The organism is Pontibacter coccineus, from assembly GCF_030546575.1.
GTDB classification, from domain to species: Bacteria; Bacteroidota; Bacteroidia; order Cytophagales; family Hymenobacteraceae; genus Pontibacter; species Pontibacter coccineus.
The window spans coordinates 510230-534798 of sequence record NZ_JAUOTN010000002.1 but is presented as its reverse complement, the minus strand read 5'-3'; the positions used below and the strand labels follow the sequence as shown (position 1 = coordinate 534798).

21 protein-coding genes are annotated in these 24569 nt (G+C 53.2%); 13 read left to right on the top strand and 8 right to left on the bottom strand.

Annotated elements, in window-relative coordinates; translation table 11 throughout:
* Nucleotides 1-204: 204 nt before the first annotated feature.
* From Q4E40_RS06310 to Q4E40_RS06300, 3 genes are all read left to right on the top strand, one after another.
* A complete protein-coding gene (locus tag Q4E40_RS06310; RefSeq protein WP_303410785.1) occupies nt 205-1446 on the top strand; it encodes a 3-deoxy-D-manno-octulosonic acid transferase in 1242 nt (413 codons plus the stop codon).
* Nucleotides 1447-1451: 5 nt separating this feature from the next.
* On the top strand, nt 1452-2375 hold the full coding sequence (gene rsgA / locus Q4E40_RS06305) for a ribosome small subunit-dependent GTPase A (RefSeq protein ID WP_303410784.1): 924 nt from the start codon (nt 1452-1454) through the stop codon (nt 2373-2375).
* Between the two features lie 647 nt (nt 2376-3022).
* Nucleotides 3023-3724 carry an SDR family oxidoreductase gene (locus tag Q4E40_RS06300; protein WP_303410782.1) on the top strand — a complete coding sequence of 234 codons (702 nt, stop codon included), beginning with the start codon at nt 3023-3025 and terminating at the stop codon, nt 3722-3724.
* A gap of 2 nt (nt 3725-3726) precedes the next feature.
* On the opposite strand, the gene Q4E40_RS06295 is transcribed toward Q4E40_RS06300, so the two are convergent.
* The gene (locus Q4E40_RS06295) at nt 3727-4356 is read right to left on the bottom strand and encodes a fasciclin domain-containing protein (protein WP_303410780.1); all 630 of its coding nucleotides are present in this window, start codon (nt 4354-4356) and stop codon (nt 3727-3729) included.
* A gap of 193 nt (nt 4357-4549) precedes the next feature.
* On the opposite strand from Q4E40_RS06295, the gene Q4E40_RS06290 reads away from it, so the two are divergent.
* From Q4E40_RS06290 to Q4E40_RS06265, 6 genes are all read left to right on the top strand, one after another.
* On the top strand, nt 4550-5008 hold the full coding sequence (locus Q4E40_RS06290; RefSeq protein WP_303410778.1) for a peptidylprolyl isomerase: 459 nt from the start codon (nt 4550-4552) through the stop codon (nt 5006-5008).
* Nucleotides 5009-5277: 269 nt separating this feature from the next.
* Nucleotides 5278-6591, top strand: a complete 1314-nt coding sequence (locus tag Q4E40_RS06285) for a dicarboxylate/amino acid:cation symporter (protein ID WP_303410777.1) — start codon at nt 5278-5280, stop codon at nt 6589-6591.
* Between the two features lie 121 nt (nt 6592-6712).
* On the top strand, nt 6713-7447 hold the full coding sequence (pxpB, locus tag Q4E40_RS06280) for a 5-oxoprolinase subunit PxpB (protein ID WP_303410776.1): 735 nt from the start codon (nt 6713-6715) through the stop codon (nt 7445-7447).
* Nucleotides 7437-8444, top strand: a complete 1008-nt coding sequence (locus Q4E40_RS06275) for a 5-oxoprolinase subunit C family protein (protein WP_303410774.1) — start codon at nt 7437-7439, stop codon at nt 8442-8444. Before pxpB ends, Q4E40_RS06275 begins: the two co-directional genes overlap by 11 nt.
* Entirely contained in the window at nt 8441-9220 is a 780-nt protein-coding gene (pxpA, locus tag Q4E40_RS06270) for a 5-oxoprolinase subunit PxpA (protein ID WP_303410772.1), read from the top strand. The genes Q4E40_RS06275 and pxpA overlap by 4 nt, the downstream gene beginning before the upstream one ends.
* Nucleotides 9217-10407 carry an NRAMP family divalent metal transporter gene (locus Q4E40_RS06265; protein ID WP_303410770.1) on the top strand — a complete coding sequence of 397 codons (1191 nt, stop codon included), beginning with the start codon at nt 9217-9219 and terminating at the stop codon, nt 10405-10407. Before pxpA ends, Q4E40_RS06265 begins: the two co-directional genes overlap by 4 nt.
* 70 nt (nt 10408-10477) lie before the next feature.
* Here Q4E40_RS06265 and Q4E40_RS06260 read toward each other — a convergent pair whose 3' ends face one another.
* The 6 genes from Q4E40_RS06260 to Q4E40_RS06235 all read right to left on the bottom strand — a co-directional run bounded on the left by Q4E40_RS06260 (nt 10478) and on the right by Q4E40_RS06235 (nt 18176).
* Nucleotides 10478-11998: a sigma 54-interacting transcriptional regulator gene (locus Q4E40_RS06260; protein ID WP_303410768.1), complete on the bottom strand. Its 1521-nt coding sequence runs from the start codon at nt 11996-11998 to the stop codon at nt 10478-10480.
* A gap of 407 nt (nt 11999-12405) precedes the next feature.
* Nucleotides 12406-13506 carry a vWA domain-containing protein gene (locus Q4E40_RS06255; RefSeq protein WP_303410766.1) on the bottom strand — a complete coding sequence of 367 codons (1101 nt, stop codon included), beginning with the start codon at nt 13504-13506 and terminating at the stop codon, nt 12406-12408.
* A 930-nt stretch (nt 13507-14436) separates the two neighbouring features.
* Nucleotides 14437-15414, bottom strand: coding sequence for an acyl-ACP desaturase (locus Q4E40_RS06250; RefSeq protein ID WP_303410765.1), 978 nt, complete (start codon nt 15412-15414; stop codon nt 14437-14439).
* A gap of 250 nt (nt 15415-15664) precedes the next feature.
* A complete protein-coding gene (locus Q4E40_RS06245) occupies nt 15665-16633 on the bottom strand; it encodes a glycosyltransferase (RefSeq protein ID WP_303410763.1) in 969 nt (322 codons plus the stop codon).
* A complete protein-coding gene (locus tag Q4E40_RS06240; RefSeq protein ID WP_303410762.1) occupies nt 16626-17747 on the bottom strand; it encodes a DegT/DnrJ/EryC1/StrS family aminotransferase in 1122 nt (373 codons plus the stop codon). Before Q4E40_RS06240 ends, Q4E40_RS06245 begins: the two co-directional genes overlap by 8 nt.
* Nucleotides 17748-17762: 15 nt before the next feature.
* A complete protein-coding gene (locus tag Q4E40_RS06235) occupies nt 17763-18176 on the bottom strand; it encodes a sugar 3,4-ketoisomerase (RefSeq protein ID WP_303410761.1) in 414 nt (137 codons plus the stop codon).
* Between the two features lie 346 nt (nt 18177-18522).
* Here Q4E40_RS06235 and Q4E40_RS06230 point away from each other — a divergent pair, with 346 nt between their 5' ends.
* From Q4E40_RS06230 to Q4E40_RS06215, 4 genes are all read left to right on the top strand, one after another.
* Nucleotides 18523-19125 carry an IMPACT family protein gene (locus Q4E40_RS06230; protein ID WP_303411071.1) on the top strand — a complete coding sequence of 201 codons (603 nt, stop codon included), beginning with the start codon at nt 18523-18525 and terminating at the stop codon, nt 19123-19125.
* 734 nt (nt 19126-19859) lie between these two features.
* Nucleotides 19860-20012 (top strand): hypothetical protein, encoded by a 153-nt coding sequence (locus tag Q4E40_RS06225; protein ID WP_303410760.1) that lies wholly within the window; start codon nt 19860-19862, stop codon nt 20010-20012.
* Between the two features lie 42 nt (nt 20013-20054).
* Nucleotides 20055-21236: a magnesium/cobalt transporter CorA gene (gene corA / locus Q4E40_RS06220; RefSeq protein ID WP_303410759.1), complete on the top strand. Its 1182-nt coding sequence runs from the start codon at nt 20055-20057 to the stop codon at nt 21234-21236.
* 143 nt (nt 21237-21379) lie between these two features.
* Nucleotides 21380-21676, top strand: coding sequence for a GIY-YIG nuclease family protein (locus tag Q4E40_RS06215; RefSeq protein ID WP_303410758.1), 297 nt, complete (start codon nt 21380-21382; stop codon nt 21674-21676).
* Between the two features lie 99 nt (nt 21677-21775).
* Here the strand turns inward: Q4E40_RS06215 and Q4E40_RS06210 are convergent, their stop codons facing one another.
* On the bottom strand, nt 21776-24490 hold the full coding sequence (locus Q4E40_RS06210; protein WP_303410756.1) for a hypothetical protein: 2715 nt from the start codon (nt 24488-24490) through the stop codon (nt 21776-21778).
* Nucleotides 24491-24569: the final 79 nt, after the last annotated feature.

The following is a 24569-nucleotide window of genomic DNA, read 5'->3' as shown; positions in this document are numbered from 1 at the left end:
CTACTTGCTAAACGTAACTGTGACGTTTATCCTACCAAATATAGCAGATAACAGTAACTCACCAAGTACCAAAGCCTTCCTTTCCCACAAAGCAAGGTTCCCTTTTACCACTATCCCTTCAGAATACCCTATATTTGCAGCTTGAAGACACCAAAAGGCACACAGGTCTACAAGACGCTGTGAGTCGATAGCCCAAAACTATACTTGAAACTACTCTACGACATCGGACTGAAAGCTTACCAGGCGGCTATTGCCCTAGCTTCACCTTTCCACCAGAAGGCGAAGCTGATGCAGACAGGGCGTGCGGGGCAGTTTGAGCGTATGACGCAACAGCTACAGGACAACAAGGCTCCTGTGGTGTGGTTTCATTGCGCGTCGCTGGGGGAGTTTGAACAAGGACGGCCCGTGATCGAGGCATTTCGGGAGGAGTTTCAAGGGTATAAAGTGGTGCTTACCTTCTTCTCGCCTTCGGGCTACGAGGTGCGCAAAAACTACGCGGGGGCCGACTACATCTTCTACCTGCCGCTCGACAGCCATAGCAACGCCAAGCACTTTCTGGATATCGTGAAGCCGAAGCTGGCGATGTTTGTGAAGTACGAGTTCTGGCACTACTACCTGCAGGATTTGCAGGAGCGGGCTATACCTGTGTTGTCCATTTCAGCTATTTTCCGGCCAGATCAGGTGTTCTTCAAGCCCTATGGCAGCTTCAACCGCAGCATGCTGCAGCGCTTCACGCACATCTATACCCAAAACGAGACTTCCCTGAAGCTCCTACAAGGCATCGGTATATCAAAAGCCAGCGTTGCCGGCGACACCCGCTTCGACCGTGTGCTGCAGACCGCTGCCAGCGTGAAAGCTATACCTGTAGTGGAGGCTTTTGCACAGGCCAAGGAGGTGTTTATGGTGGGTAGTAGCTGGCCAGCCGATATGGAGGTGCTCCTGCCGCTGATTCAGAAGTATAGACAAGGTATAAAGTTCATCATCGCCCCACACGAGATTCACGAGAGCGGCATCAGTCAACTCATGCAACTGCTCGGTGAGGGTGCGGTGCGCTTTTCGCAAGTTACGGAGGCAGAAGCCAGCAGGTACAACGTACTGGTAATCGATAACATCGGGATGCTCTCCTCGCTTTACAGCTACGGCACCTACGCCTACATCGGCGGGGCTTTCGGCAAGGGGCTGCACAACACGCTGGAGGCGGCCGTGTTTGGGCTGCCGCTGTTCTTCGGGACGAAGTTCGACAAGTTTCAGGAGGCGAAGGACCTGGTGGCGCTGGGCTGCGCCTTCCCGGTAAACAATGCCGAAGAATTGCTTAAGGCTTTTGAGCGGGTGCATACTACGCCCGGACTGCGCCAGAGTATAACCGACAAAGAAAAAACTTACGTACACGAACAGGCTGGCGCCACGGCTAAAATTATGGCGGATGTGCGCCAACTGTTGAAATAAAACGCATGAAAGGAGTTGTAGTAAAATCGACGGGGTCGTGGTATCTGGTACGTGATGCGGAGGGCAAGCTGCACCGCGCCCGTTTGCGCGGCAAGTTCAAGCTCAAGGGCATGAAAGTAAGCAACCCGCTGGCTGTAGGCGACCGGGTGGAGTTCGACGTGGAAACCACCGGCGAGGACACGGCCGTGATTCATAAGATTGAAGACCGCGAAAATTACATCATCCGGAAATCCACGCACAAGGCAGAGCATGCGCACATCATTGCCGCCAACCTCGATCAGGCGCTGCTGATTGCTACACTGGTATCGCCGCGCACCTCCTTCGGCTTCATCGACCGCTTCCTGGTTACGGCCGAGGCTTACGGTATACCTACCGTGATCGTGTACAATAAAACCGACCTCTACGACGAGGACATGCAGGAATACCAGCGGCAGATCTCTTACCTGTATGAACGGATTGGTTACAAGGTGATGGCCGTATCGGCGCATACCAACGAAGGTATAGCTGAACTCAAGGAGCTCCTGCACGGCAAGACCTCTCTTTTCTCCGGCCACTCCGGCGTAGGCAAATCCACGCTTATCAACCTCATCGTACCCGACCTCGACCTGAAAACCTCCGAGATCTCCGGCTTCTCCGACAAGGGCGTGCACACCACCACGTTCGCCGAGATGTTCGAGATCGATCCGGAAACCTTCATCATCGATACACCCGGCATCAAAGAGCTCGGTATCGTCGATATCCCCAAACAAGAGCTCGGCCACTTCTTCCCCGAAATGCGTGAGCGCCTCAACCAGTGCCGCTTCAACAACTGCACCCACTTCAACGAGCCCGGCTGCGCAGTAGTAGAGGCCGTGCGCCACAACGAAATCGCCCTGACAAGGTATGAGAGTTACCTGAGCATGATGCACGGGGAGGATAATCGGAAGTGATTTGAGTTGGGGAGTTGGAAAGTTAAAAAGGTAGAAAGTTAAAAAGAGTGATGGGTATACCTGTAGGGACAGGTAGTCACCTGCTTAACTAGTGTGTATGTTTAATTTGTCTGAATCAGGATTTTCAGGATTAAAAGATTCCCAGGATTCCCATGAACGATTACCCCCCTGCCCCCTTCTTTGTCGAGGGCCCCTACCCCCAAGGGGGGGAACCTGTACCTACCAATCCACGGGTATAGGTTTGTAGTTACTGCAACAAACCACTGGCAAGTATAGCAAGACTAACTTGCCCCGGAGGCTACGAAGCAAATAGCACTAGCCCGGTGCACCAATGACGATTTTGTGTTTGAGCGGTCAGCGAGTTTAAAAGCGTCTTGATTTTTTTGCCTACTTTTTTCATCAAGGAAAAAAGTAGGGCCCGCCCGGCCAGGGCAAGCTATAGAACAACACTATTTGCCATACCTACAAAAGCCGCCGCTACGCCAGTTACAATCTAGCCACAGGTTGCGCTTCGCTAAACTTGCGGTATTATAAGGCAGTAGCAATACCACTTGCCCGCCGCACAGGCGAAACCCAGCTGCAAGCATAACCTTAACTACAACCTCCCCTCCCACGTTACAAAACACAGACCACTCACTTTCAATACTATGAAAATCGAAAACGCGAATATCCTGATCACAGGTGGCACACTCGGCATCGGGTACGCTACCGCCAAATTACTCATCGAGCACGGCGCCAACGTAGCCATAACGGGCCGGGACGAGAGGCGGACCCACAAGGCGGCCCGGGAACTGGGGGCAATGCCCATCACGGCCGATGTGGCCAATCCGGATGACGTGAAGCGGACGTTTGAGACTTTCCTGACGGAGTATGGCCGCCTCGATGCACTGATCAACAACGCAGGGATAGGCCTGTCCAAAAAGCTGGAAAATGTCACGGTGGAGGACTTTCAGCAGGTATACAGCGTGAATGTGTTTGGTGCAGCCATGATGGGGAAGCGGGCGGCGGAGATCTTCAAAAAGCAGAACTACGGCAACATCATCAACATCGGCTCCACAGCAGCGACCAAAGGCTACGAGGGGGGCTCTGTATACGCCTCGTCTAAGTTCGCCCTGCGCGGTATGACCCAGTGCTGGCAGGCAGAACTGCGCAGGTATAATGTGCGGGTTATGTTACTCAACCCCAGCGAAGTGACCACAGCTTTTGGCCCACAAGACAGGGAGGAGCGCGAAAGCCAGCCAAACAAATTGCGCGGCCGTGAGATTGCACGGGCTATTAAAGGGGCACTGGAGCTTGACGACCGGGGCTTTATACCTGAGTTGGCAGTGTGGGCCACAAATCCGTTCTAGTTTTACAGCATCGTTTCCTCTACAGGCACCAATACCCTGTTGATCGTGTGCAGCACGCCGTTGCTGCTCATACCGTCGGGCTTTTCCATCGCGGCAGGGCCGATCTGAACTTCGTCGTTGTGCTTAGCCACTTTCAGTTGGTGCCCGGCCGCTGTCTTCAGAATGGCACCGTCCTGCAGGTCGCTCGTAGTCAGTTTTCCTGCAATGATGTGGTTATTCAGCAGTTGCTGCACCAGTTCACGGTGCTCCGGACTTTCCAGGTTATCGCGCAGGATGTCGGGTAGCTCCAGAAAGGCGGCTTCAGTGGGCGCAAGAACCGTATAAGGCCCCGTGCCACTCAAGCTTTTAGCTACGCCTGCCTTGCGCAACAGCGAGTTGAAGGTGCTCAAATCGTTGTTGGCGTTTATATTGTCCAATAAACTGCGGGAAGATACGCGGGAGGACTTGGTGCTTCCCGAACTCTGGAGCGCGTTGCCGGCTTGTGAATCAACAGGGCCGTTCGACTGCAGGGCATTGGCCTCTTCCTGCAGGGCGGCTTCATTTCCAGTTTGGCTATCGTTGGACTGGTCGCAGCCAGTGATCAGCAGCATGGCCAGTCCAAACAAGGTGAATAGGTAGGGAAATGCTTTCATAATAGGCTCAGGTTTTAGTCAGATTCAGGTGTCGCGCTATAGTACAATTACTGTTTTCAGGCGCCACAAGTTTTGACAAATACCGGGCCAGTCCGTTGTTTGGCCAAATCGCACGCCCGGTGTCTGGCTGGCAATTAATATTTTGCGTACTTTTGTACTTGTTCGTATTACATTATTCCAAAAAGTTAAAATTATGAGAACCGCAGAAATTCATACCGGTAAAGGCGTCATGAAAGTAGAATTTTATGAAAAAGACGCCCCAAAGACCGTAGACAACTTTATAAAGCTTGCCAAAGATGGCTTTTACGATGGCCTGACCTTCCACCGCGTTATTCCTGACTTCGTGATTCAGGGCGGCTGCCCTAACTCACGCGAAGGCGCCAAGGGCGTGCCGGGCACAGGTGGCCCTGGCTACAAGATCGACTGCGAACTGACCGGTGAGAACCAGTACCATGACCGCGGCGTGCTGAGCATGGCCCATGCCGGCCGCAACACAGGCGGCTCACAGTTCTTCATCGTGCACAGCCGTAAAAATACCGCCCACCTCGACCGCAACCATACCTGCTTCGGTAAAGTGGTAGAGGGCGTGGACGTGATCGACCAGATCCGCGCCAACGACAGGATCGAGAAGATCGTGGTGAACGAGGAATAGTCAGCCTGCCAAGGTATAGACAACAGGAAAGGCCGCCCAGACGCGGCCTTTCCTGTTTACAGGCCGTTCATTTCAGCGGATTAATATCATCCATTTCTATATATTAACCCTTATTCTTAAGGATTAATTCTTAATTTTACCTGAAAGGGACACTTAGTTCCAGGCAGAAAATGCAGCTACTTATACGGTGTTTGCCCTTTCCTGTGATTTCCTGAAACCTATACCTGTAACCGGCAGGCACCCACTACCGCCCTGCCACTACCCTGTTTATGAAGAAATTAGCTTTACACTGGCAGATTCTGATCGGCATGACGCTAGGAGTAGCCTGGGGCATCTCCGCCAGCTCCTTTGGCCTCAACGAGTTCACTGCCGACTGGATCAAGCCTTTCGGCACCATCTTTATCAACCTGCTCAAACTGATCGCTGTTCCGCTTGTGCTTGTGTCCCTGATAACGGGCGTGGCCAGCCTGAGTGACATCAGCAAACTCTCCCGCATCGGCACCAAAACGATCGGCCTGTACCTCATGACAACTGTCTTTGCCGTAGTGCTGGGGCTGGTCATCGTGAATATAGCGGAGCCTGGTAAAGCATTTTCTCCTGAAAAACGAGAGGAGTTTAAAGCCCAATACGCCTCCACCGCCATGGACAAGTCTTCGGATGCCGCTGCCGTAGAGGAGCAGGGGCCCCTGCAGGCACTCGTCGACATCGTACCCGACAATATATTCGGGGCCATGACCGATAACACGGACATGCTCCAGGTGATCTTCTTTGCCCTGCTCTTCGGCATTTCCCTCATCCTTATACCCCAGGACAAGGCAAGTCCCGTGAACGCTTTCTTCGACGGCGTCAACCTCATCATCCTCAAAATGGTGGACATCATCATGATGGCTGCTCCTTACGGTGTGTTCGCTCTGCTGGCAGGCCTGGTGGTGGAATTTGCCGGCGACGACCCCTCGGCCGCGGCCGAGTTGCTGCTCGTGCTGGGCTATTACTGCATTGTCGTAACTGTTGGTCTGGCTATTATGATGTTTGTGGTCTACCCGCTCCTCATCAAATTTTTGGGCAAGAGCAGTTACCTCGACTTTTTCAAAGGCATTTTCCCGGCCCAGATGCTGGCTTTGTCTACCTCCTCGAGCGCGGCGACGCTACCGGTTACCATGGAGCGCTGCGAAGAACGGCTGGGCATTAACCGCGAGATCACCAGTTTTGTGCTGCCGCTGGGTGCTACCATCAACATGGACGGCACGAGTCTTTACCAATCGGTGGCGGCGGTCTTTATCGCGCAGGCTTACGGCATGGATTTGTCGCTGGCGGCGCAGGCGGGTATTGTGCTTACCGCCACGCTAGCCTCCATCGGGGCGGCGGCTGTGCCCGGTGCCGGCGTGGTAATGCTCGTAATCGTGTTGCAGCAGGCAGGTATACCGATCGAAGGTATCGCCCTCATCCTGGCCCCTGACCGCCTGCTCGACATGCTGCGAACGACTGTGAATGTGACCGGTGATGCCGCCGTGGCCATGATCGTGGCGCACTCCGAAGGGCAGCTGCATCCCCCCGTTCTGGAGGACATCGGCCTGCGCAACTAAGTTATTCTGACCATTTAACACAAACACAAGGCTGCCCCTGCGGTCTTGTGTTTTTTTATGTACCTTGGTTAACTATCCCTCCCCGCAACGGGTATACAGGGGCACACAACTTAGCGCAGGTATGAAGCAAAAAGACATGCAGCTGTTCCGGCTATACCCGCTGGGCGACAGCGCCATTACGGTGCAGTTCGGCGAAAGCATCGATAAAGCGACCCACGCCAAAGTGCGCGCCTTCAGCACCTACCTGGACCGCCACCCGTTTACCGGCTTTGTAGAACAGGTGCCTGCCTATACATCCGTTACCGTGTACTACAACCCTTGGGAAGCGAGTGAGCGGGGTTTTTACAATCCTTATACCCGCGTAATGGAGCAACTGCAACACATGCTCAAAGTGGCCCGTGAGAACGATAAGGCCGCAGCGCCCCGCGTAGTGGAGATTCCGGTGTGCTACAACGGCTCTTTCGGACCTGATCTGGAGTATGTGGCCCGGTATACCAAACTCACCCCGCAGGAAGTAATAGCCAGCCACACACGTGGCAAGTACCAGGTCTACATGATCGGCTTTGCGCCGGGCTTTCCATATCTGGGCGGCATGGCCAAAAAACTAGCTACGCCCCGCAAAAAGAATCCCAGGCCACGTATCCCTGCCGGATCGGTAGGTATAGCGGGCAATCAGACGGGCATTTACCCCATCGAGACGCCGGGTGGCTGGCAGTTGATCGGCCAGACACCGCTCCGGTTGTTTGACCCGAACCGGGAGCAGCCCAGTCTGCTGCAGGCCGGCGACCAGGTAAAGTTCGTGGCTATCTCTGAAGACGAGTTCTGGGAGCGAAAGGAGCAGGCGCATGGGGCTTGAGATCCTGAAACCAGGCATGCTTACCACCTTGCAGGACAGGGGCAGGTATGGACATCAGAAAGAGGGCATCATCACAAGTGGCGCCATGGATACCTTTGCCTGCAGGGTAGCCAACATGCTGACCGGCAACGCAGCCGACGAAGCCGTGCTGGAGATCACACTCACCGGCCCCACTATCCGCTTCACAGAAGACCAACTGATCGCCCTGACCGGTGCTGACTTGTCTCCTGATCTAAACGGGGAGCGGGTGGCTATGTGGCGGCCATTCTTCGTGAGAAAGGGCAGTATATTGTCTTTTGGAGCTCCCTTGTCGGGTTGCAGATCGTACCTGGCCGTGTCAGGGGGCTTTGATCTACCGAAGCTGATGGGCAGCTATGCAACGTACCTGCAGGCAGGTATAGGCGGCTTTCAGGGCAGGGCGCTGCAGGTCGGCGACCGTATACCTTGCCACGGCCCTACGCCCGCAGGTATAAGCCTGTTCCCGCAGGCAACAGGCGCCACCGACATGCCCGATTACACAGCTGCCCTATGGACACCAGATCCGCAATTCTACCCTGCTTATACCTCAAACCCGACCCTTCGGGCCATCAAAGGACCCGAATTTGAACGCTTTTCAGACTCCAGCCAGGAGCAGATCTGGTCGGAGCGCTTCCAGGTATCGGCGCAGTCAGACCGGATGGGTTACCGGCTACAGGGCGTCTCGCTACACCTGAGCGAAGAAGCAGATCTTATCTCTACTGCCGTTACTTTCGGCACCGTGCAGGTGCCGCCTGAGGGTACACCGATCGTGCTGATGGCGGACCATCAGACCACGGGCGGCTACCCGCGCATCCTGCAAGTAGTTAGCGTCGATTTGCCTATCTTGGCACAGGTCGTGCCGGGCCAAACCATTGCGTTCGAGGAAGTGTCGCTGGAGGAAGCCCAGCAGCTTTACATCCGGCAGGAGCAGAACCTTACACAACTGGCACTTGCCATTCAATTAAAGCACAACATATGAGCAAACCCCTTTCCGTTGACCTGAACTGCGACTTGGGCGAGAGTTTTGGCGCCTACCGCATGGGTAATGACGAACAGATTCTACCCTTTGTCACCTCGGCCAACATCGCCTGCGGCTTCCATGCCGGCGACCCGGGCGTGATGCGCAAAACCGTACAGCTTTGCCTGCAGCATAATGTGGCCATCGGCGCTCACCCCGGTCTGCCTGATCTGGTAGGCTTTGGCCGGCGCAACATGGCCGTATCAGCGGAGGAGGTATACGACATGGTGGTATACCAGATAGGCGCGCTGCAGGCCTTTGTGCAGGCCGAGGGCAGCACGCTGCACCACGTGAAACCGCACGGTGCCCTCTACAACATGGCCGCCACCGACACCAAACTGGCCGAGGCCATCGCCGAAGCTGTGTACAAAGTAAACCCCGAAGCGCTGTTGTACGGCCTGGCCGGAAGCGAGCTGATCAAAGCTGCCAACCGCCTGCACCTGGGCGCAGCCAACGAAGTTTTTGCCGATCGAACCTACCAACAGGACGGTACACTCACTTCCCGTCGCCAGCCCGATGCGCTCATCACCGACCCGGACAAAGCCGCGAGCCAGGTGCTGCGCATGGTGCAGGAAGGCAAGGTGCAATCACAGCAGGGAGTGGAGTTAGGTATACAGGCCGACACGGTTTGCATCCACGGCGACGGACCCCATGCGCTGGTATTTGCCCGCCATCTGCATGAAAAATTGCAGCGCGAAGGTATAGCGCTTGCCAGACCAACCGTGCAGCGCCCATGAAGCAGAAACGCAACTGGAGCGTATTGCTCGGTGCCGCCTTCCTGATGGCAACTTCTGCCGTCGGCCCCGGCTTCCTCACCCAAACCACTGTTTTTACGCAATCGCTCGGCGCCAGCTTTGGCTTTGTAATACTCGCTTCCATCATTCTCGATATTGGCGTGCAGCTGAACGTATGGCGGGTGATCGCGGTGTCAGAAAAGCGGGCACAGGATATTGCCAACATGCTATTGCCGGGTCTTGGCTTGTTTGTGGCGGTGCTGATTGTGCTCGGCGGCTTTGCTTTTAACATTGGCAATGTGGGTGGCGCCGGCCTGGGATTTAATGTGCTCTTCGGGATTTCTCCGGAGCTGGGGGCCATCATTACCGCCGCTGTAGCCATCGGCATTTTTCTGGTGCGGGAAGCCAAAAAGGCGATGGACCTCTTCGCCCAGCTCATGGGGCTGCTCATGATTTTGCTGATCGTGTATGTGGCCATCACCTCCTCTCCTCCCCTTGCCGAGGCGGCCGTCAAAACCTTCCTGCCAGACCAGATCGACCTGATCGCTATCATCACACTGGTAGGCGGCACAGTAGGCGGTTACATCACCTTTGCGGGCGGTCACCGTCTGCTCGATGCCGGCGTGCAAGGCGAAGCCGCCTTGCCTGAGGTAAACACTGCTGCTGTGTCAGGTATAACGGTAGCCTCCATTATCCGCATTTTCCTGTTTCTGGCTGCGTTGGGCGTAGTGAGCAAAGGACTGGTGCTTGACGAGAGCAATCCGCCGGCCTCGGTCTTTCAATTGGCGGCTGGCAACCTAGGTTATAAGCTGTTTGGCATCGTGATGGTGTCGGCCGCTATTACCTCGGTCATCGGCTCGGCTTATACCTCGGTTTCCTTCATCAAGTCTTTCCACAGGAGTATCGAACGCTACGAAAACTGGTTCATCATCGGGTTTATCGTGATTTCGACCGCAATTTTTGTCACCATTGGCAAGCCGGTGCATCTGCTCATACTGGCAGGTGCTTTAAACGGACTCATCCTCCCGATCACACTCGGCACCATTTTGATCGCCGCGCACAAAACAGAGATCATCGGCAGGTATAAGCACCCGCTGTGGCTGACGGTTTTTGGGGTGCTGGTGGTGTTGGTAATGGCCTGGATGGGCGGCTATACCTTGGTGAAGCAGCTGCCGGCTTTGTTTGGGTAAACAAAAAAGCCAGAAACGGTGTCGTACCGCTTCTGGCTTTTACTTTTTTCCCTACTCAACTTTCTAACTCCTAAAAGTCGTCCTCATCTTCTTCCTCCCCGAAGCTTGGCATGGTGAACATACCGCTGAGCAGGTCCTTGAACTGCAGGCCGGTGCTGAGTCGGTTTTTGCTGAGCTGACTGTGCTCGGCGAGGCCGTGCAGGGCAAACTCCATCATAAACAGTTTCTCCTCACCTTTTGCATCGGACCGGAATTTCTCCACCAGTTCGCTCAGGCCAGGTATAGCTTGCAGGGCTTTCTTATACTCCGAGGCGGTGGCGTCATTCAGAATATCCACTTTATTCCCATCACCAAACCAATCGGTTACTTTCTTGTACGGGTTGCCCTCCTTTGTCTTTTTGGCTTTATCCGGATCAGGGAAGTAGTGGAGGAACTGCGTACGTATGGCCTTGCCCATGAGCACCTGCGCTACATGCCCAGCACCCTCCTGCTCGCCTTCATACACCAGTTCCACTTTTCCTGTTACGGCAGGTATCGTGTTCAGGAAATCAGACAAACGCACATAGGTTTTGCTTTCACCGTTCAGCAAAGCACGTCGCTCGGCCGCACTCAGCAGACTCTCAAAAGCCGAAATGGTCAGACGTGCCGACACACCACTCTTGGCATCGACATACTCGCTCTCGCGGGCCTCAAAGGCCACTTGCTCTATCAGGTCACTGATGATGTCGTTGGTGGTGACCAGTTGCTCCTGCTCTTCTTTAATATGCGCTTCCTGCTGCGTGATCTTCTTGCCGATCTCGATGGATTTCGGATAGTGCGTGATAATCTGCGAGTCGATGCGGTCTTTGAGCGGCGTCACGATGGAGCCACGGTTGGTATAGTCCTCCGGGTTGGCTGTGAACACAAACTGGATGTCGAGCGGCAGACGGACTTTAAATCCCCGGATCTGGATGTCGCCTTCCTGCAGAATGTTGAACAGGGACACCTGGATGCGGGCCTGCAGATCGGGCAGTTCGTTGATCACGAAAATGCCCCGGTGCGAACGCGGAATCAGGCCAAAATGGATTACCCGTTCATCAGAATAAGGCAGCTTGAGTGTGGCCGCTTTGATCGGGTCCGCATCACCAATCAGGTCAGCCACTGATACGTCGGGTGTGGCCAGCTTTTCAGTATACCTGTCGGAGCGGTGCATCCAGCCGATGGGCGTATCATCGCCATGCTCGTGTACCTGGTCCTTGGCGTAGCGCGAAAGCGGTTGCAAGGGGTCGTCATTCAGCTCAGAGCCCTGCACAACCGGTATGTACTCGTCGAGCAGGTCCACCATCAGGCGGGCGATGCGCGTCTTGGCCTGCCCGCGCAAACCCAGCAGGTTAATGTGATGCATGGAAAGGATTGCCCGCTGCAGGTCCGGCACCACGGTTTCTTCGTAGCCCCAAATGCCCGGAAACACCTCTTCTTTGCGCTGCAGTTTGCTGATCAGGTTACGGCGCAGCTCCTGCTTCACGGTTTGCGGTTCGTACCCGGCGGCGCGCAGCTGGCCAAGGGTCTTTATCTTCAGTAAGTTCTCTGCTGGTATGTCTTCGTATTGCATTCTCTTTTGGTTGAATGACTGTTAAATGGTTTAACTTTTAGGGATCTTTTCAGATTAATAGTATCTTATTTTATGAAAAAGATCCCGCTTTATAAAATGCTGGAATTGGTGGGGCTATTGCTGTTTATAGTCGCGTTCATTTCCAGACTGTATTTTGAGCTAAGCACTTCTGTGTACTACACTGCATTAGGCGCTTTACTCCTTTTGTTTTTGTATGCCAGTTCACTTAAGAAAAAGCAATCGTAAATGTTTACGGGTTTGCCTTTTATGCGCAAACCATCTTTCTAATCGTGGAGAGCCACTATCCAGGAAGAAAGTTATAGTGTACGACACGGACAGGTCACAACCTGTCCTTACAGCTATACCTGCCCAACCCCTAAACTCTCCAACTCCTCAATTCCCAAACTCTAAAAGCTTTTCTTCCGGTTGCGGCCGTAGTCGCGGAACACCAAGTGACCTAAGCCTTTCAGTGAGCTATAATACGCCTGGCCGTTGTTCACTTTGGTAAACTCGTCTACGAATTGCTGCAGGTATGGGTCCGATGCGATCATAAAGGTGGTGATCGGTATTTTGATGCGACGGCAAGCTGCAGCCAGGTTCAGGGTTTTGTTCACCACCTTGCGGTCCAGGCCAAAGCTGTTTTTATAGTAGTGCAGCCCTTCTTTCAGGCAGGTTGGTTTACCGTCCGTGATCATAAATATCTGCTTGTTAGGTGTCTTTCGCTTCCGCAGAATATCCATCGCCAGCTCCAATCCGGCCACCGTGTTGGTGTGGTATGGGCCCACTTCCAGGTATGGTAGGTCCTTAATCTCGATCTGCCAGGCGTCGTTTCCAAACACGATCACATCCAGCGTGTCTTTCGGATACTTTTGCTTTACCAGTTCGGCCAGCGCCATCGCCACTTTTTTGGCCGGCGTGATGCGGTCTTCCCCGTACAGAATCATGGAGTGCGAAATATCGATCATCAGCACAGTGGACGACTGCGTTTTGTGCTCTGTCTCCATAATTTCGAGGTCCTGCTCCGTCAACCGGAAGTCGGAAAGGCCGTGGTTGATCTGGGCGTTGCGAATGGAGTCGGTCATGGAGATCTGTTCGATAGCGTCCCCGAAGCGGTACTCCCGGCGATCAGTGCTGGCCTCGTCGCCTATACCTGTCTGCGGTGTGGCGTGGCTTCCTTTTCCGCCCTTCTTCAGCTTGCCGAAAATCTCCTCCAACGCACTCTTCCGGATGTTCTGCTCACTCTTAGCGGTTAGTTTCAGCACGCCCTCCTCCTGCGGGTTCTCGTCGATATACCCATTCTTTTTGAGGTCCTCGATAAAATCACCTATACCGTAATCATCACTAGTCAGGCCATACTGCTTGTCCAGCGAACTAAGCCACGCCAGGGCCTCGGCCACATCGCCGGAAGTGATCATGACCAGTTGCAGAAAAATCTTCAGCAGCGACTCGAAGCCCTGTTTATCATCCTGCGGCGGTATGTATTCTCCAAATCTATATCCTATACTCATATCCTCTCTCCTGATTTATACTCTAACAACGCTACACAGCCGAATGTTCTTGCATACCGGTTCTTATACGTGAAATGCCCTAACCTGCCTTGACCTGATGGGGTTGATACTGTCTTTGAGAGGAAGTTTGCAGGATCGACATCTTCCTGCCCCCTTCTTTATCGAGAATCCTTACCCCTAAGGGAGACTTTTTAGTCGCTACCAATTAGCAGGTATAGCATTCTGGTTCCTACAGTTTAGGTTATTCCATTACTCAACCCACCCCTGCCCCTCCCGAGAGGGGATTTTCTGCTGCTGCTTAATTGTTAAGTATCGATATAATAGCTTCAGCTGTTCACTTGCTATACCGGGTCCAACCACCCCTTACCCCTCAGAGCTACGCTCGCTACTTTCGAACTCTCGTTCTCAGTAGTCCAAGGCGGGGAATCTGGAACTGCCATTTGACAGGTATATGCACTGTAGCAAATCACTACTGGCAGGTATAGGAAGAGTAACTTGCACGCCGACGATGAAACGAACTGCGGTACCAGGTGCACCAACGACGATTTTGTGTTTGAGCGGTCAGCGAGTTTAAAATCGTCTTGATTTTTTTGCCTACTTTTTTCATCAAGGAAAAAAGTAGGGCCTGCCCGGCCAGGGCAAGCTACAAAGCAATGCAGTTTGCTGTACCTTTAAGCTCCACTACGCCAGTTGCAAACTGGCCTCAAGTAAACCACAAGCTGTGCTTCGCTAAACTTGTGGTATAATAATTAATTAATAGAATCAGCCTTACCTATACCTGGGCCAGCAGGCCCCGCGATAGTAGACACGAGCGTGGACGCTCGCGCCATTATCGCTACAACTGCACTTACCAAATAGGCCTATAAAATGATGAGGGCAGGCTGCTTTAGCAACCTGCCCTCATCATTTTATAGTTATAGCTTCCGCTACTTAGTCAATCCAACGGAACTTATATTCCAGTTGTGGCGATTTCATACGCTCCGCTACTCTTTTGAGGCGATCTGGCAGCGCGGTTATATAATCGCGGGCACGCTCGCCGGCATCGTTCAACCCAGAAACAGTTTCAAGCTTCCACTCTTTCACGAGGTCGCTCAGGATGTCGGTGTAGTCCAAGGCAGTATAAACGTTAATGCGCTGTGCGGCATCGGTAAAGTGGCCGAAAGTTTTGCCCATGTCCACCCCAAGCTCACGCATGTAGTGGGCTGGCATCACGATCTTCTTGCGCATCATGTCTTCAAAAGCCAGCATCATTTCGTTCGGATCGGCCTCAAATATTTTGCCAACAAACGCCTTGTACGCTTTGGCGTGGCGGGCCTCGTCGGAAGCAACATAGCCACAAAGCTTGGCCAGCATGCCATCGCCCTGCTTTTTGGCAATCTGGGCCACGCGACGGTGCGACAGGTTAGTGGCTGTTTCCTGGAAAGAGGTATATACGAAGGCGCGATACGGATCATTGTCGGTCTGCAGGTCGAAGCCGTCGGCAATCAGGTACTGCGTAGAGGCCTCCATTTCGCGCATGTTGATGCGGCCGGTCAGGTAGAGGTACTTGTTCAGCAGGTCACCATGGCGGTTCTCTTCGGCTGTCCAGGCGCGGTTCCACCTCATCCAAGGACTCTCTTCGTTGGTGGGTAAGTCTTTTATAGACATCAGCCAGCTTTCGTAAGTTGGCAGTGCTTCTTCAGTAATGGTATCGCCTACCAGCACGGCAAGCAGGTCGTAGCTTAGGTCACGGGCACGCTCCTGCAGATTTTTAACTTCTTCAAAAAAGTTTTCCATGCGGGCGTCAGGCAGTAGATCAGCTGGTTGCCAACTGTCTTCTACAGATTTTAGAAACTCTGTCATTTTCTCGTGGACAAAGTCTTCCATCCACTTCATGACTTCTACACGGGATGCAATGGCTGTAATCATGGTGTTGTTTTAGGCGATTGAAATTCAAATATAGGTATTTATACTAAAATAGTTGTCGGTAACGTCACATTAAGTTAACTATCTGTTAAAAAAGCAGTTCGGGTTTGGCGTGGTGTTTCACCTCAACCTGTCCATTCTCAAATGCGCAAACCATAAGACATACCCGGGATTATCTTATACCTACGCAGAAATACAAAACAGTTTACACGTTTACCTCCATTGTGTAGTAAGTCCCTGACAGAGTGCAATTTCAGCGATTTAAAATCTTCTGATACAGCACTCTAAGGAAGCGCAGGTCTACTTTGAGCTTGTTGAGAAAGTGGAGGGTGCGGTATACGGGTCCAAGACCGGCGTGTTGCCGGAGCAGGTTTAGGAGCTGCTCGGCCTGCTGGTAGTGGCCTGTCAGGAAGGCGTGTCGTGCTTCATATTGCAGTCGGTGGGTCATCGCTTGACACTCCTCGGGGCTTTCCACCAGTTTCGCCGCTTTTTCGCAGACCAACACCGTTGAATTTAGCTGCTTATCGCCCGGCTTGTAGAGTTGCTGCGAAAGCGAATGGGCATGCAGGCGGCGTTTGGTCGTGATGGCATCGAGAAAGAAATACTTATATCGGCGGGAGGAGCGCACCCAAAAGTCAAAGTCTTCATAGGCCAGCGTTTTGTCATAGCCCTGCAAATCCTCGAACACCTGCCGCCTCATCATCATGGTAGGCGGACAGATAAAGTACCGCCCCAGCAAATGGTGAAAGATGTCGCCGGAAGGTGCAAAGGAAATGACCTCACCTGCTTTATTGCGCTTGTAATGGTAGCGCATATGCCGGCCTTCATCATCAATATACTCCGCATCCGAATAGACCACGCCGTAAGTAGCATCCAGCTTTGCGAAGGCCGCCACCTGCTGCGCCACGCGCTCGGGCAAGAGCACATCGTCCGTGGCAAAATCGATGATGTACGCGCCCTTGGAAGCCCGCCAGGCCAGGTTAAACGCTCTGGTGTTTCCTTGGTTCGTGCCTGTGCTCAGGAAAGTGAGCTGCGGATATTTCCGGACGTATTCCCGGATGATGCGCACACTATTATCGGTGCTGCAATCGTCCATGATGATGATCTCCAGATTGGGGTAAGTCTGGGCCAGCACCGAGTCCAGCGCCTCGGAGATAAAGCGCTCATGGTTGTAGCAAAGGCAGATGACCGACACCAGCGGAAGGGAAGCAGGATCAGCCATGGCGCTCAAAAAAAGTGTGTACACAGTAGATAACCGCTTCCTGCTCAGCCGCTGTCATCCCCGGAAAAAGCGGCAGACTCAGGCTTGTTTCGGCCAGCTCTTCCGCTACCGGAAAGCTCCCTTTTCTATACCCTAGGTATGCGTAAGCTTCCTGTAGATGCACCGGCACCGGGTAGTGGATGGCCGTCTGTATACCTTGTTCAATTAGGTACAGCTGCAGCGCGTCGCGCTGCTTTGTGCGGATGTTGAAGATGTGGTATACGTGAGTGCATTCCGGCGCCGTGACAGGTAGCATCAGGTCGCCTATACCTTGCAGCCTGGTCTGGTATACCTGCGCCAACCGTTGACGCTCGTTATTTAAAGCATCGAGGTGCGGCAGCTTAACGCGTAACGCGGCAGCCTGCAGTGTGTCGAGGCGGGAATTGATGCCTATGATCTCGTTATGGTATTTCTGTTGCTGACCATAGTGGCGGTACATGCGGGCAAAATCAGCCATGGCTCGGTCTGAAGTAACCACTGCACCGCCATCGCCCAGCGCACCTAGGTTTTTGGTCGGGTAAAAACTGGTGGCACTGATGCGGCCGAAACTACCAACCGGACGGCCTTTATGGCTGGCGCCTTGTGCCTGTGCAAAGTCTTCGATGATAGTCAAGTTGTGCTGTGAAGCCAGCTCCAGAAAGCCCGACATCTCGCAAGCCTGGCCATAAAGGTGCACAGGTATGATCGCTTTGGTACGCGGTGTGACGTGCGCAGCGGCCTCAGCGGCAGTCAGATTATAGTTATAGCAGTCAGGCTCGGCCAGCACAGGTATAGCGCCCACCTGCACCACGGCATTCACAGTTGCGATGAAGGTATTAGCCGGCACGATCACTTCATCACCTGTTCCTATACCTGCGGCTTTCAGGGCCACCACCAACGCATCGTAGCCATTGCCTACCCCAACTGCCCTGCCTGACTGCACATAAGCGGCAAATTCAATCTCGAAAGCACTTACCTCCTCGCCCAATATATACTGCTGACCGCGCAGGGCACGCAGCAATGCTTCTTCTATCGCCTGGTTTATACCTGCAGGGAAGTCACGGAAAGCAAAGTATGGGGCCTGGATTGTTGGCATAGGTATAGACGGCATTTACAGGGCCAGATGCGCTACCAAGCGTTTAAAAGTAGCGTAATCGCGGATGTAGTCGGACTCCTCGAAATCGGTGGAGGTCAGGCAGACGGCTATCGTGCCAGGCGCAAAGTAAAGATCGGTCCAGCACATGGCCGGCAGGTATAGCCCGACACCTGGATTGTCCAGCACGAAGGTCTCCTTGTACTTGCCATTGTCTGTTTCCACTGTAATGCTTCCGGCGGCCGCCACCAGCACCTCTTCGGTCGCTTTGTTGGCGTGCTGCCCGCGCAGTACGCCCGCCGGGGTGCCATAGGTCCAGAACACCCGCCTGATCACAAAGGGGATGTTCCGGGCTAGTTGCGTTGAGGCGATGAAGCCTATTTCCTGGCTGCCGGTTTCGGCAAAGTGGATCAGGTAGGGTGTGGCAGACAAAAGGAAAAATTTAGTACTGCCACAAATTAAAACAATTTCGGTTAATGTGCCTATACATCCGGCCCCGGCTTTGCCCTTGCGGACGCTTCTGTTACATTTGCAAAGCGGAGCGTTTTGCCTGACTCAGCCTTTATACCTGTGCTATACCCGAAACTGCGTGTTCTGTCGGGCGTTTTGCCCGGGTTTAAATCGAAGCTAGCGGATCAATGCACATTCACTTCGGGCCAGTGTTGTTCTACAAGTTACCTGCATGGCAGCGGAGCTAACCTTCACGGGTGGGGCTGATGCGCCGCAGCCTCAGGTGCTGCCCTCGTATCAGGAGATAGCCGCCATTGTGTTTTATTTTATGGAAGATACCTACCGCACCATCGAATCGCCTTCTGAGGGCCTTTACAAAGAGAAAGGCAGTAAGTTCATCGCCTTGGCTTACCCGGTTTACACGGAAGAGGAAGTGAAAGAGATCCTCACCGACCTGCGCAAGCAGTATTATGACGCCCGCCACCACTGCTACGCTTACATCCTGGGTGCTGACAAAAACCGCTACCGCGCCAACGACGACGGCGAGCCTAACCACTCCGCCGGCGATCCCATCCTGGGTCAGATCCGCTCCTTCGACCTGAGCAATGTGCTGGTGGTGGTAGTCCGCTACTTCGGCGGCACCAAACTCGGCGTCAGCGGCCTGATCAACGCTTACAAAACTTCCACTGCCGAAGCTCTTAGCAGTGCCACCATCGTCGAGAAGCACGAAACCTCCCTGCTGCAAGTTCACTTCGCCTACCCGCAAATGAATGATGTGATGAGCCTGGTGAAAGAGTATGAGCTCGGCGTGAAAGACCAGCAATTCGAACTCGATTGCCGCATGACGCTGGAGGTACGGAGAAAGTTGGAGGAAGAAGTAAGAGGCAAGCTGGAGGGGATTGAGGGAGTTGCTGTAGAAGTTGTGGAGTAATGGAAGGTTAAATAATATGCCCGACTGACGCTCACGTCTTTGTCTAAATCAGGATTTTCAAGATTTAAGAGGGCGCCTACCCCACGGATTTGCAGGATTCCTGTGCACAATTGTCATCCCCCTGCCCCAAGTGGGACTTTTTGGCTTCTGCTTTCTGTGCTGTCATCCTGAAAGGATCTTGGTTGAAGAGAGGTTAAGCTGTTGCAACTACATACCCTGCTCCTCTCAAGAGGTGAGTTAGTCTTTGTCCTTCTAAAGGTTGAAGCGCTGTAGTTTTTGTTTTGCTATACCGGGTCTAACCTCCCCTACTTCCCAATGCCGTCATCTTGAGGCTTTTTATGTCATTTCGACCCTTGGGAGAAATCTGAAGTAGTTCTCAAATTTTGAAAGGATCCAGATCTCTCCTTTCGGCGAGATGACAGCTTGGGTTAATGGTTGCTTAAGTTGACGACATTGCCCCTAACCCCTCCTTATCCAAGGCGGGGAATCTGCCGCTACTACTTCATAGGTATAAGCTTCATGGCACCTGTCACACTCCACTGGCACGCATTAAAAGACTTACTTGCACGCTAACTACGAAGCAAGCAGCGTTGCCAGGTGCACAAACGACGATTTTGTGTCTGAGCGGTCAGCGAGTTTAAAATCGTCTTGATTTTTTTGCTTACTTTTTTCTTTATCGAGGCCCCCTACCCCCATCAAGGAAAAAAGTGAGGGCCCGCCGCACAGGCGAAGCAATGAAACCAATTACCTTAAGGTATAGACAGGCTGAAGCTACACCAGGTATAGGTATAGGTATAGCCTCGGCAATTATAGCTATACCTGGTCCAGGCCCCTCCATAGCCGTCACGAGCGTGAACGATCGCACCATTAAGCCATGCTACAGCTAAAAGCTTTCAACTGCATCACCCCAGCACTACCACAACCATAAAGTGAAACCTAATTTTCACTACCTTGTACAGCTGCATTATACCCTCGGCAACACCATGGCTAAAAAGAAACGACACCGCTCCCGACACAAAATCCTGGACCGTAAGATCGGCATCAGTCCGGGCTCCCTCTTTATACCTTTTGAGGCGCATGCCCCACGCTACTTCCTGATGTCCTTCAACGAGCAAATGTTCAAAGAGCAGGAGCTGGTTTCTTACGCCGAACTGGTGCAGCAGGTAAAGTCGCAGCCAGAGGCTACACACTGGATCGACATCCGGGGATACGCTGACCTCACCATGCTGGAGTTGCTCAAGCAGGACTTCGACATACACTCCCTGCAAATGGAGGACGTGATCAACGATTACCAGCGTCCGAAAGTAGACGAGCTCGACAACCGCCTCTTCATCATCACCCGCATGCTTCGCTGGAAGGAAGAGCATCATAGCCTGGACGACGTCCAACTCTCGGTTTTCTCGGGGCCCAACTACGTGCTCACTTTGCAAAGCGACTACGAAGACTGCCTGGACCCGCTCCGCGAGCGCATCCGGGTTGGCAAAGGCATCATCCGGCAGCGACCGCCCATGTACCTGGTGTATGCTATTCTGGACGTAGTATTGGATTACTATTTCCCGGTGATGGCGGCTATCGGGACTTACATTGAGGTACTGGAGCAGAAGATTCTGGACAACCCGTCGAAGCAGGCGTTGCGGGAAACACTGGACCTCAAAAACGAGCTGACCAAGCTGCGGCGCATTGCCTGGCCCGAGCGCGACAAAATGAACGAACTGCTGCGCATGGACGAGGATATTATACCTGACAAACTGAAAGTATACTTCCGCGACGCCTACGACCACTCCGTCCAGCTGATCGACCTGATCGACAGCCATAAGGAAATGTCGACGAGCCTGGTGGAGTTGTACATGTCCACAGTGAACAACCGCATGAACGAGATCATGAAAGTACTCACCATCATTTCGAGTATTTTCATCCCACTGAGTTTTATTGCCGGGTTGTATGGCATGAACTTCGCGCGCCAGGACCCCGACACAGGCGAGGTATTCCGGCTGAGTATGCCTGAGCTATACCTGCCCTACAGCTACCCGACCCTGATCATCCTGATGACCGCCCTGGTCATGGTGCAGCTATACCTGTTCTATAAGAAGGGCTGGTTTAAGAGCTTTTAGAATTTTATTACTTCTTCCTATTCCTAAACTGATTAATTTCTTTACTACTTATACCTTAGGCAGAAGCGACAATTTTTAAAACGGAACCCAAATATTATGTCATTCTGAAAGAAACTTGGTAGAAGGGAGGTTAAGCCGAAGCTATGAAAAGTCAAAATTACTTTGTCTACATAACTACTAACCCGAGCAGAACGGTGCTTTATGTAGGAGTGACAAATGATCTAATGTATCGGCTTGAACAGCACAGGGAAAACCGAGGAAAGCCCGAAACTTTTGCAGGACGCTACTTCTGCTACAAGCTTCTCTACTATGAACGCTATACTTATGTACAGCATGCCATTGATAGAGAAAAGGAGCTGAAAAGCTGGAGTCGTGAAAAGAAAATGGAGTTGATTAAAAGTGAGAACCCATACCTGCGATTTTTGAAATCCGAGCCCTGAATAACAGTTACTAATCATAGCAACCAAGATCCTTCCAGGATGACAAATAAAGTAGATTGACTCTATTTAATAAAATACTGTGAGGAGTACTGAACTGTCCTAATTTGGCAGCTTGAAATTCAGCTTCTGCAGTTCGTTGCGGAACACTTTGAACACCGAGTAGTTGTTGCCCACCTCGTTGTAGTGGATGCTGACGGCCTGGTTGCTTTCCAGCGATCTGCCTCCTATCAGGCGGGCATCCGGGCCGTAGAGGTAGGTTTTCTGCGGGCCGGTTTCGGTGATGGCGTATACCTGGTTGCCGCCCCCGAAGTTAAAGTACTGCACAATTTTGGGCGCTGATGTGACGAAGCGCTTCTCAAACAGCTCTTTCAGGTCCTGATCAAAAGCGGCAACTTTGCCCTGGTCCTGCCGCACAATCATGTAGGAGCGGCCGCCGGCATCAGGCACGAGATCGAACATGGCGCTTTTGCTTGGTCGTGGCAGTTGCTCCCGGTCCATTACCTGGCCCTGCAGGTTAAACTGCACCACCTCGCCATAGCGCGACACCACCGTTACCACGGAGCGGCGCAGGTCGGTGCCCGCCCGGATAACAGCTTCGGAAGTGATCGGTACCCGCAAACTGAACGGAAAGCCCGGATATGTTTCGCCTTTGGAGTTGAGGGCATACACATAGCCGTTTTCAAGCAGCACCAGGATAACATCACGACCGCCTACCCGCACGTGCTGCGGGGTGGCTGCCAGGCGGTAGTCCATGCGGCGGGGCTGCCAGCCAGGTATAGCGTTGCCGCGTGTGTCGAACATGTACAGGTTGCCCAGGGCGTCATCTACCAAAAAGCGGTAGTCACGGTTTTTCTGGAAATCGAACACGGCCAGGCGCTGCAGGCGCAGGGTATCGCCCACGTTAAACGGAAAGTTCTCCAGATCGCGCCCCAGGTGGTCGATGGCATGTATGCGGGTGGCCGTGGCAAACACATAGCGCAACCGCTTTTCGCTGCCCAACTCCACCTGCTGCAGGCTACCGATTACCTGGGCCTGAACCGAATCTGTCCAGCCACGGCTGCCGGTAGAGGTGATGTTGTGCAGCACCAGCATCGAGTCCTGCACCACTACTTCACGACTGCGGTCTATGGCATTCTGGATCGGATAGGGCGGTGATATCAGGCGACTTGCAAAAGGGATGGCCAGCTCTTCTTCAAACCCTCCCTGCACGCCATCGGTGTGGCGCTCCTGCCTCCTGAACAGCATACTGGTATAATATTGGTTTTCAGCGCGGGCGAACTGCACGCTCACCTGGTTAAATTTCCGGATCAAGCTGGAGTTCTGCAACAGGTCCTCGCGGTTCTCTTCCTGCACATAGCGGTTCAGGATATACCAGGCGTTCACGGTGTTCAGGTATAGACTAAAGTTACCCTCTTGCAGGGTTTCCTCCAGAAAGGCCTTCTGTGCCACGGAACGCCCCCATACCTCGCCTGCATTGATATCGTCGATGAGGGCACGCAGGCTGGCTATGTCCGGTGAGAAAATCATGTAGTTGTCGAGCTGCAGCACGTAGCTCTGCTCAAACCCAGCGAACAGACTGCCAAACAAACGGGCAGGCAGTTCTTCCAGGTCCAGCAGCTGCAAGGTATAGTTGCCGTACTTTTCGGTATAGATCTTTTCGTTCCGCGCTTTGCTCACCTGTTGTGCCAAGGCCTGAAAGCGGCCCCCTGTTTTGCCACTGCTTTCCATGCGGGCAATCACCATTTTGTCGGGGCTCGTGTTCATGTTGTAGGACTCCATGTAGGCGAGCGCCACCTCCTGACTAAAAGACCGGGCCAGGCTGTCGATAGCAGGGCTGTAGGCGTCGTTGGGCGCCTTGCCGTCGCGCAGGCGCGCCACCTCCCCCACCCCAAAGTGCATCAGGATGGCTGTGCGTGTGGGCAGCAGCAGTTTGATATCGAGTGGGCGCGGCCTGGAAGGTTTCAGTTGCGCCTGAAAAGAGCCTTTCAGCGTTTCCGGGTTCGAAAAGCCGTTCAGGAAAACCTTGTTCTGATCGAGTTTGAGCTCCAGCATGGCGTTGCGGCAAAAGCTGCTCAGGTAGCGTACCTGCGGCATCAGCTCCTCCTGCAGAAAAAGGCCAAACAGGTCGGGCAGGGCGCGGTAGTTCACAAACACGTTGGCGTACACATCGGCCTGGCTCAGGTAGTTCACCTTTTTGTAGTCAGCGGCAATGGAGTTGAGCTTGCCACGGTTGATGCGGCGCACGATCTCCTCCACCAAAACGGGCGAGGCACTCAGGATGATGTTGTTATGGAAAGAAAAGTAGGTAAAGCCATTCCCCAGCTGCGTATTGGTCACATCGGTGAGCAACACGCCCTGGTATTCGCGAATCTCTTCTTTAAAGAGCGGGTTTTTGATGATATTCTCGCTGAGCGTGCGCAGAAAACGGTGCTCGCCCACCGATACCACGGGGATGTAGTACACAAACTCCACATCGGTCTTGCCAAGCACGTGCACGGAGGTGAGGATATGTTTCTTGTCGAGGAACCGTTCGAGGCGCTGGTTGCCGGGCGCCACGCTGTCGAGCATGGCCATGTTCTCCTGAAAACGCTGCACCACCGGAAGCACCGAGAAACTTTCCCATAAGTCGGTCTCCTCCAGGTGCTTTTTGAGGTCGCTGTGGTTGTTGGTCTCCACCACAAAAGCCGCCGTCTCGGGCACCAGCGTCCAGAGGTCCACCTTCTGCTGTGCGTCCTGCCACCTGCTAAAGCCATAATAGACCAGGGAGGCAAGTGCTACAAATGCGATGAAGAAAAAGACAATGCGTTTCGGCATAGTGGGGTGTATGAAGCCACAAATTAACCGAAAAAATTAGAAATCCACCGCGTATAGCGGTTACAGCCCCAATTCATAT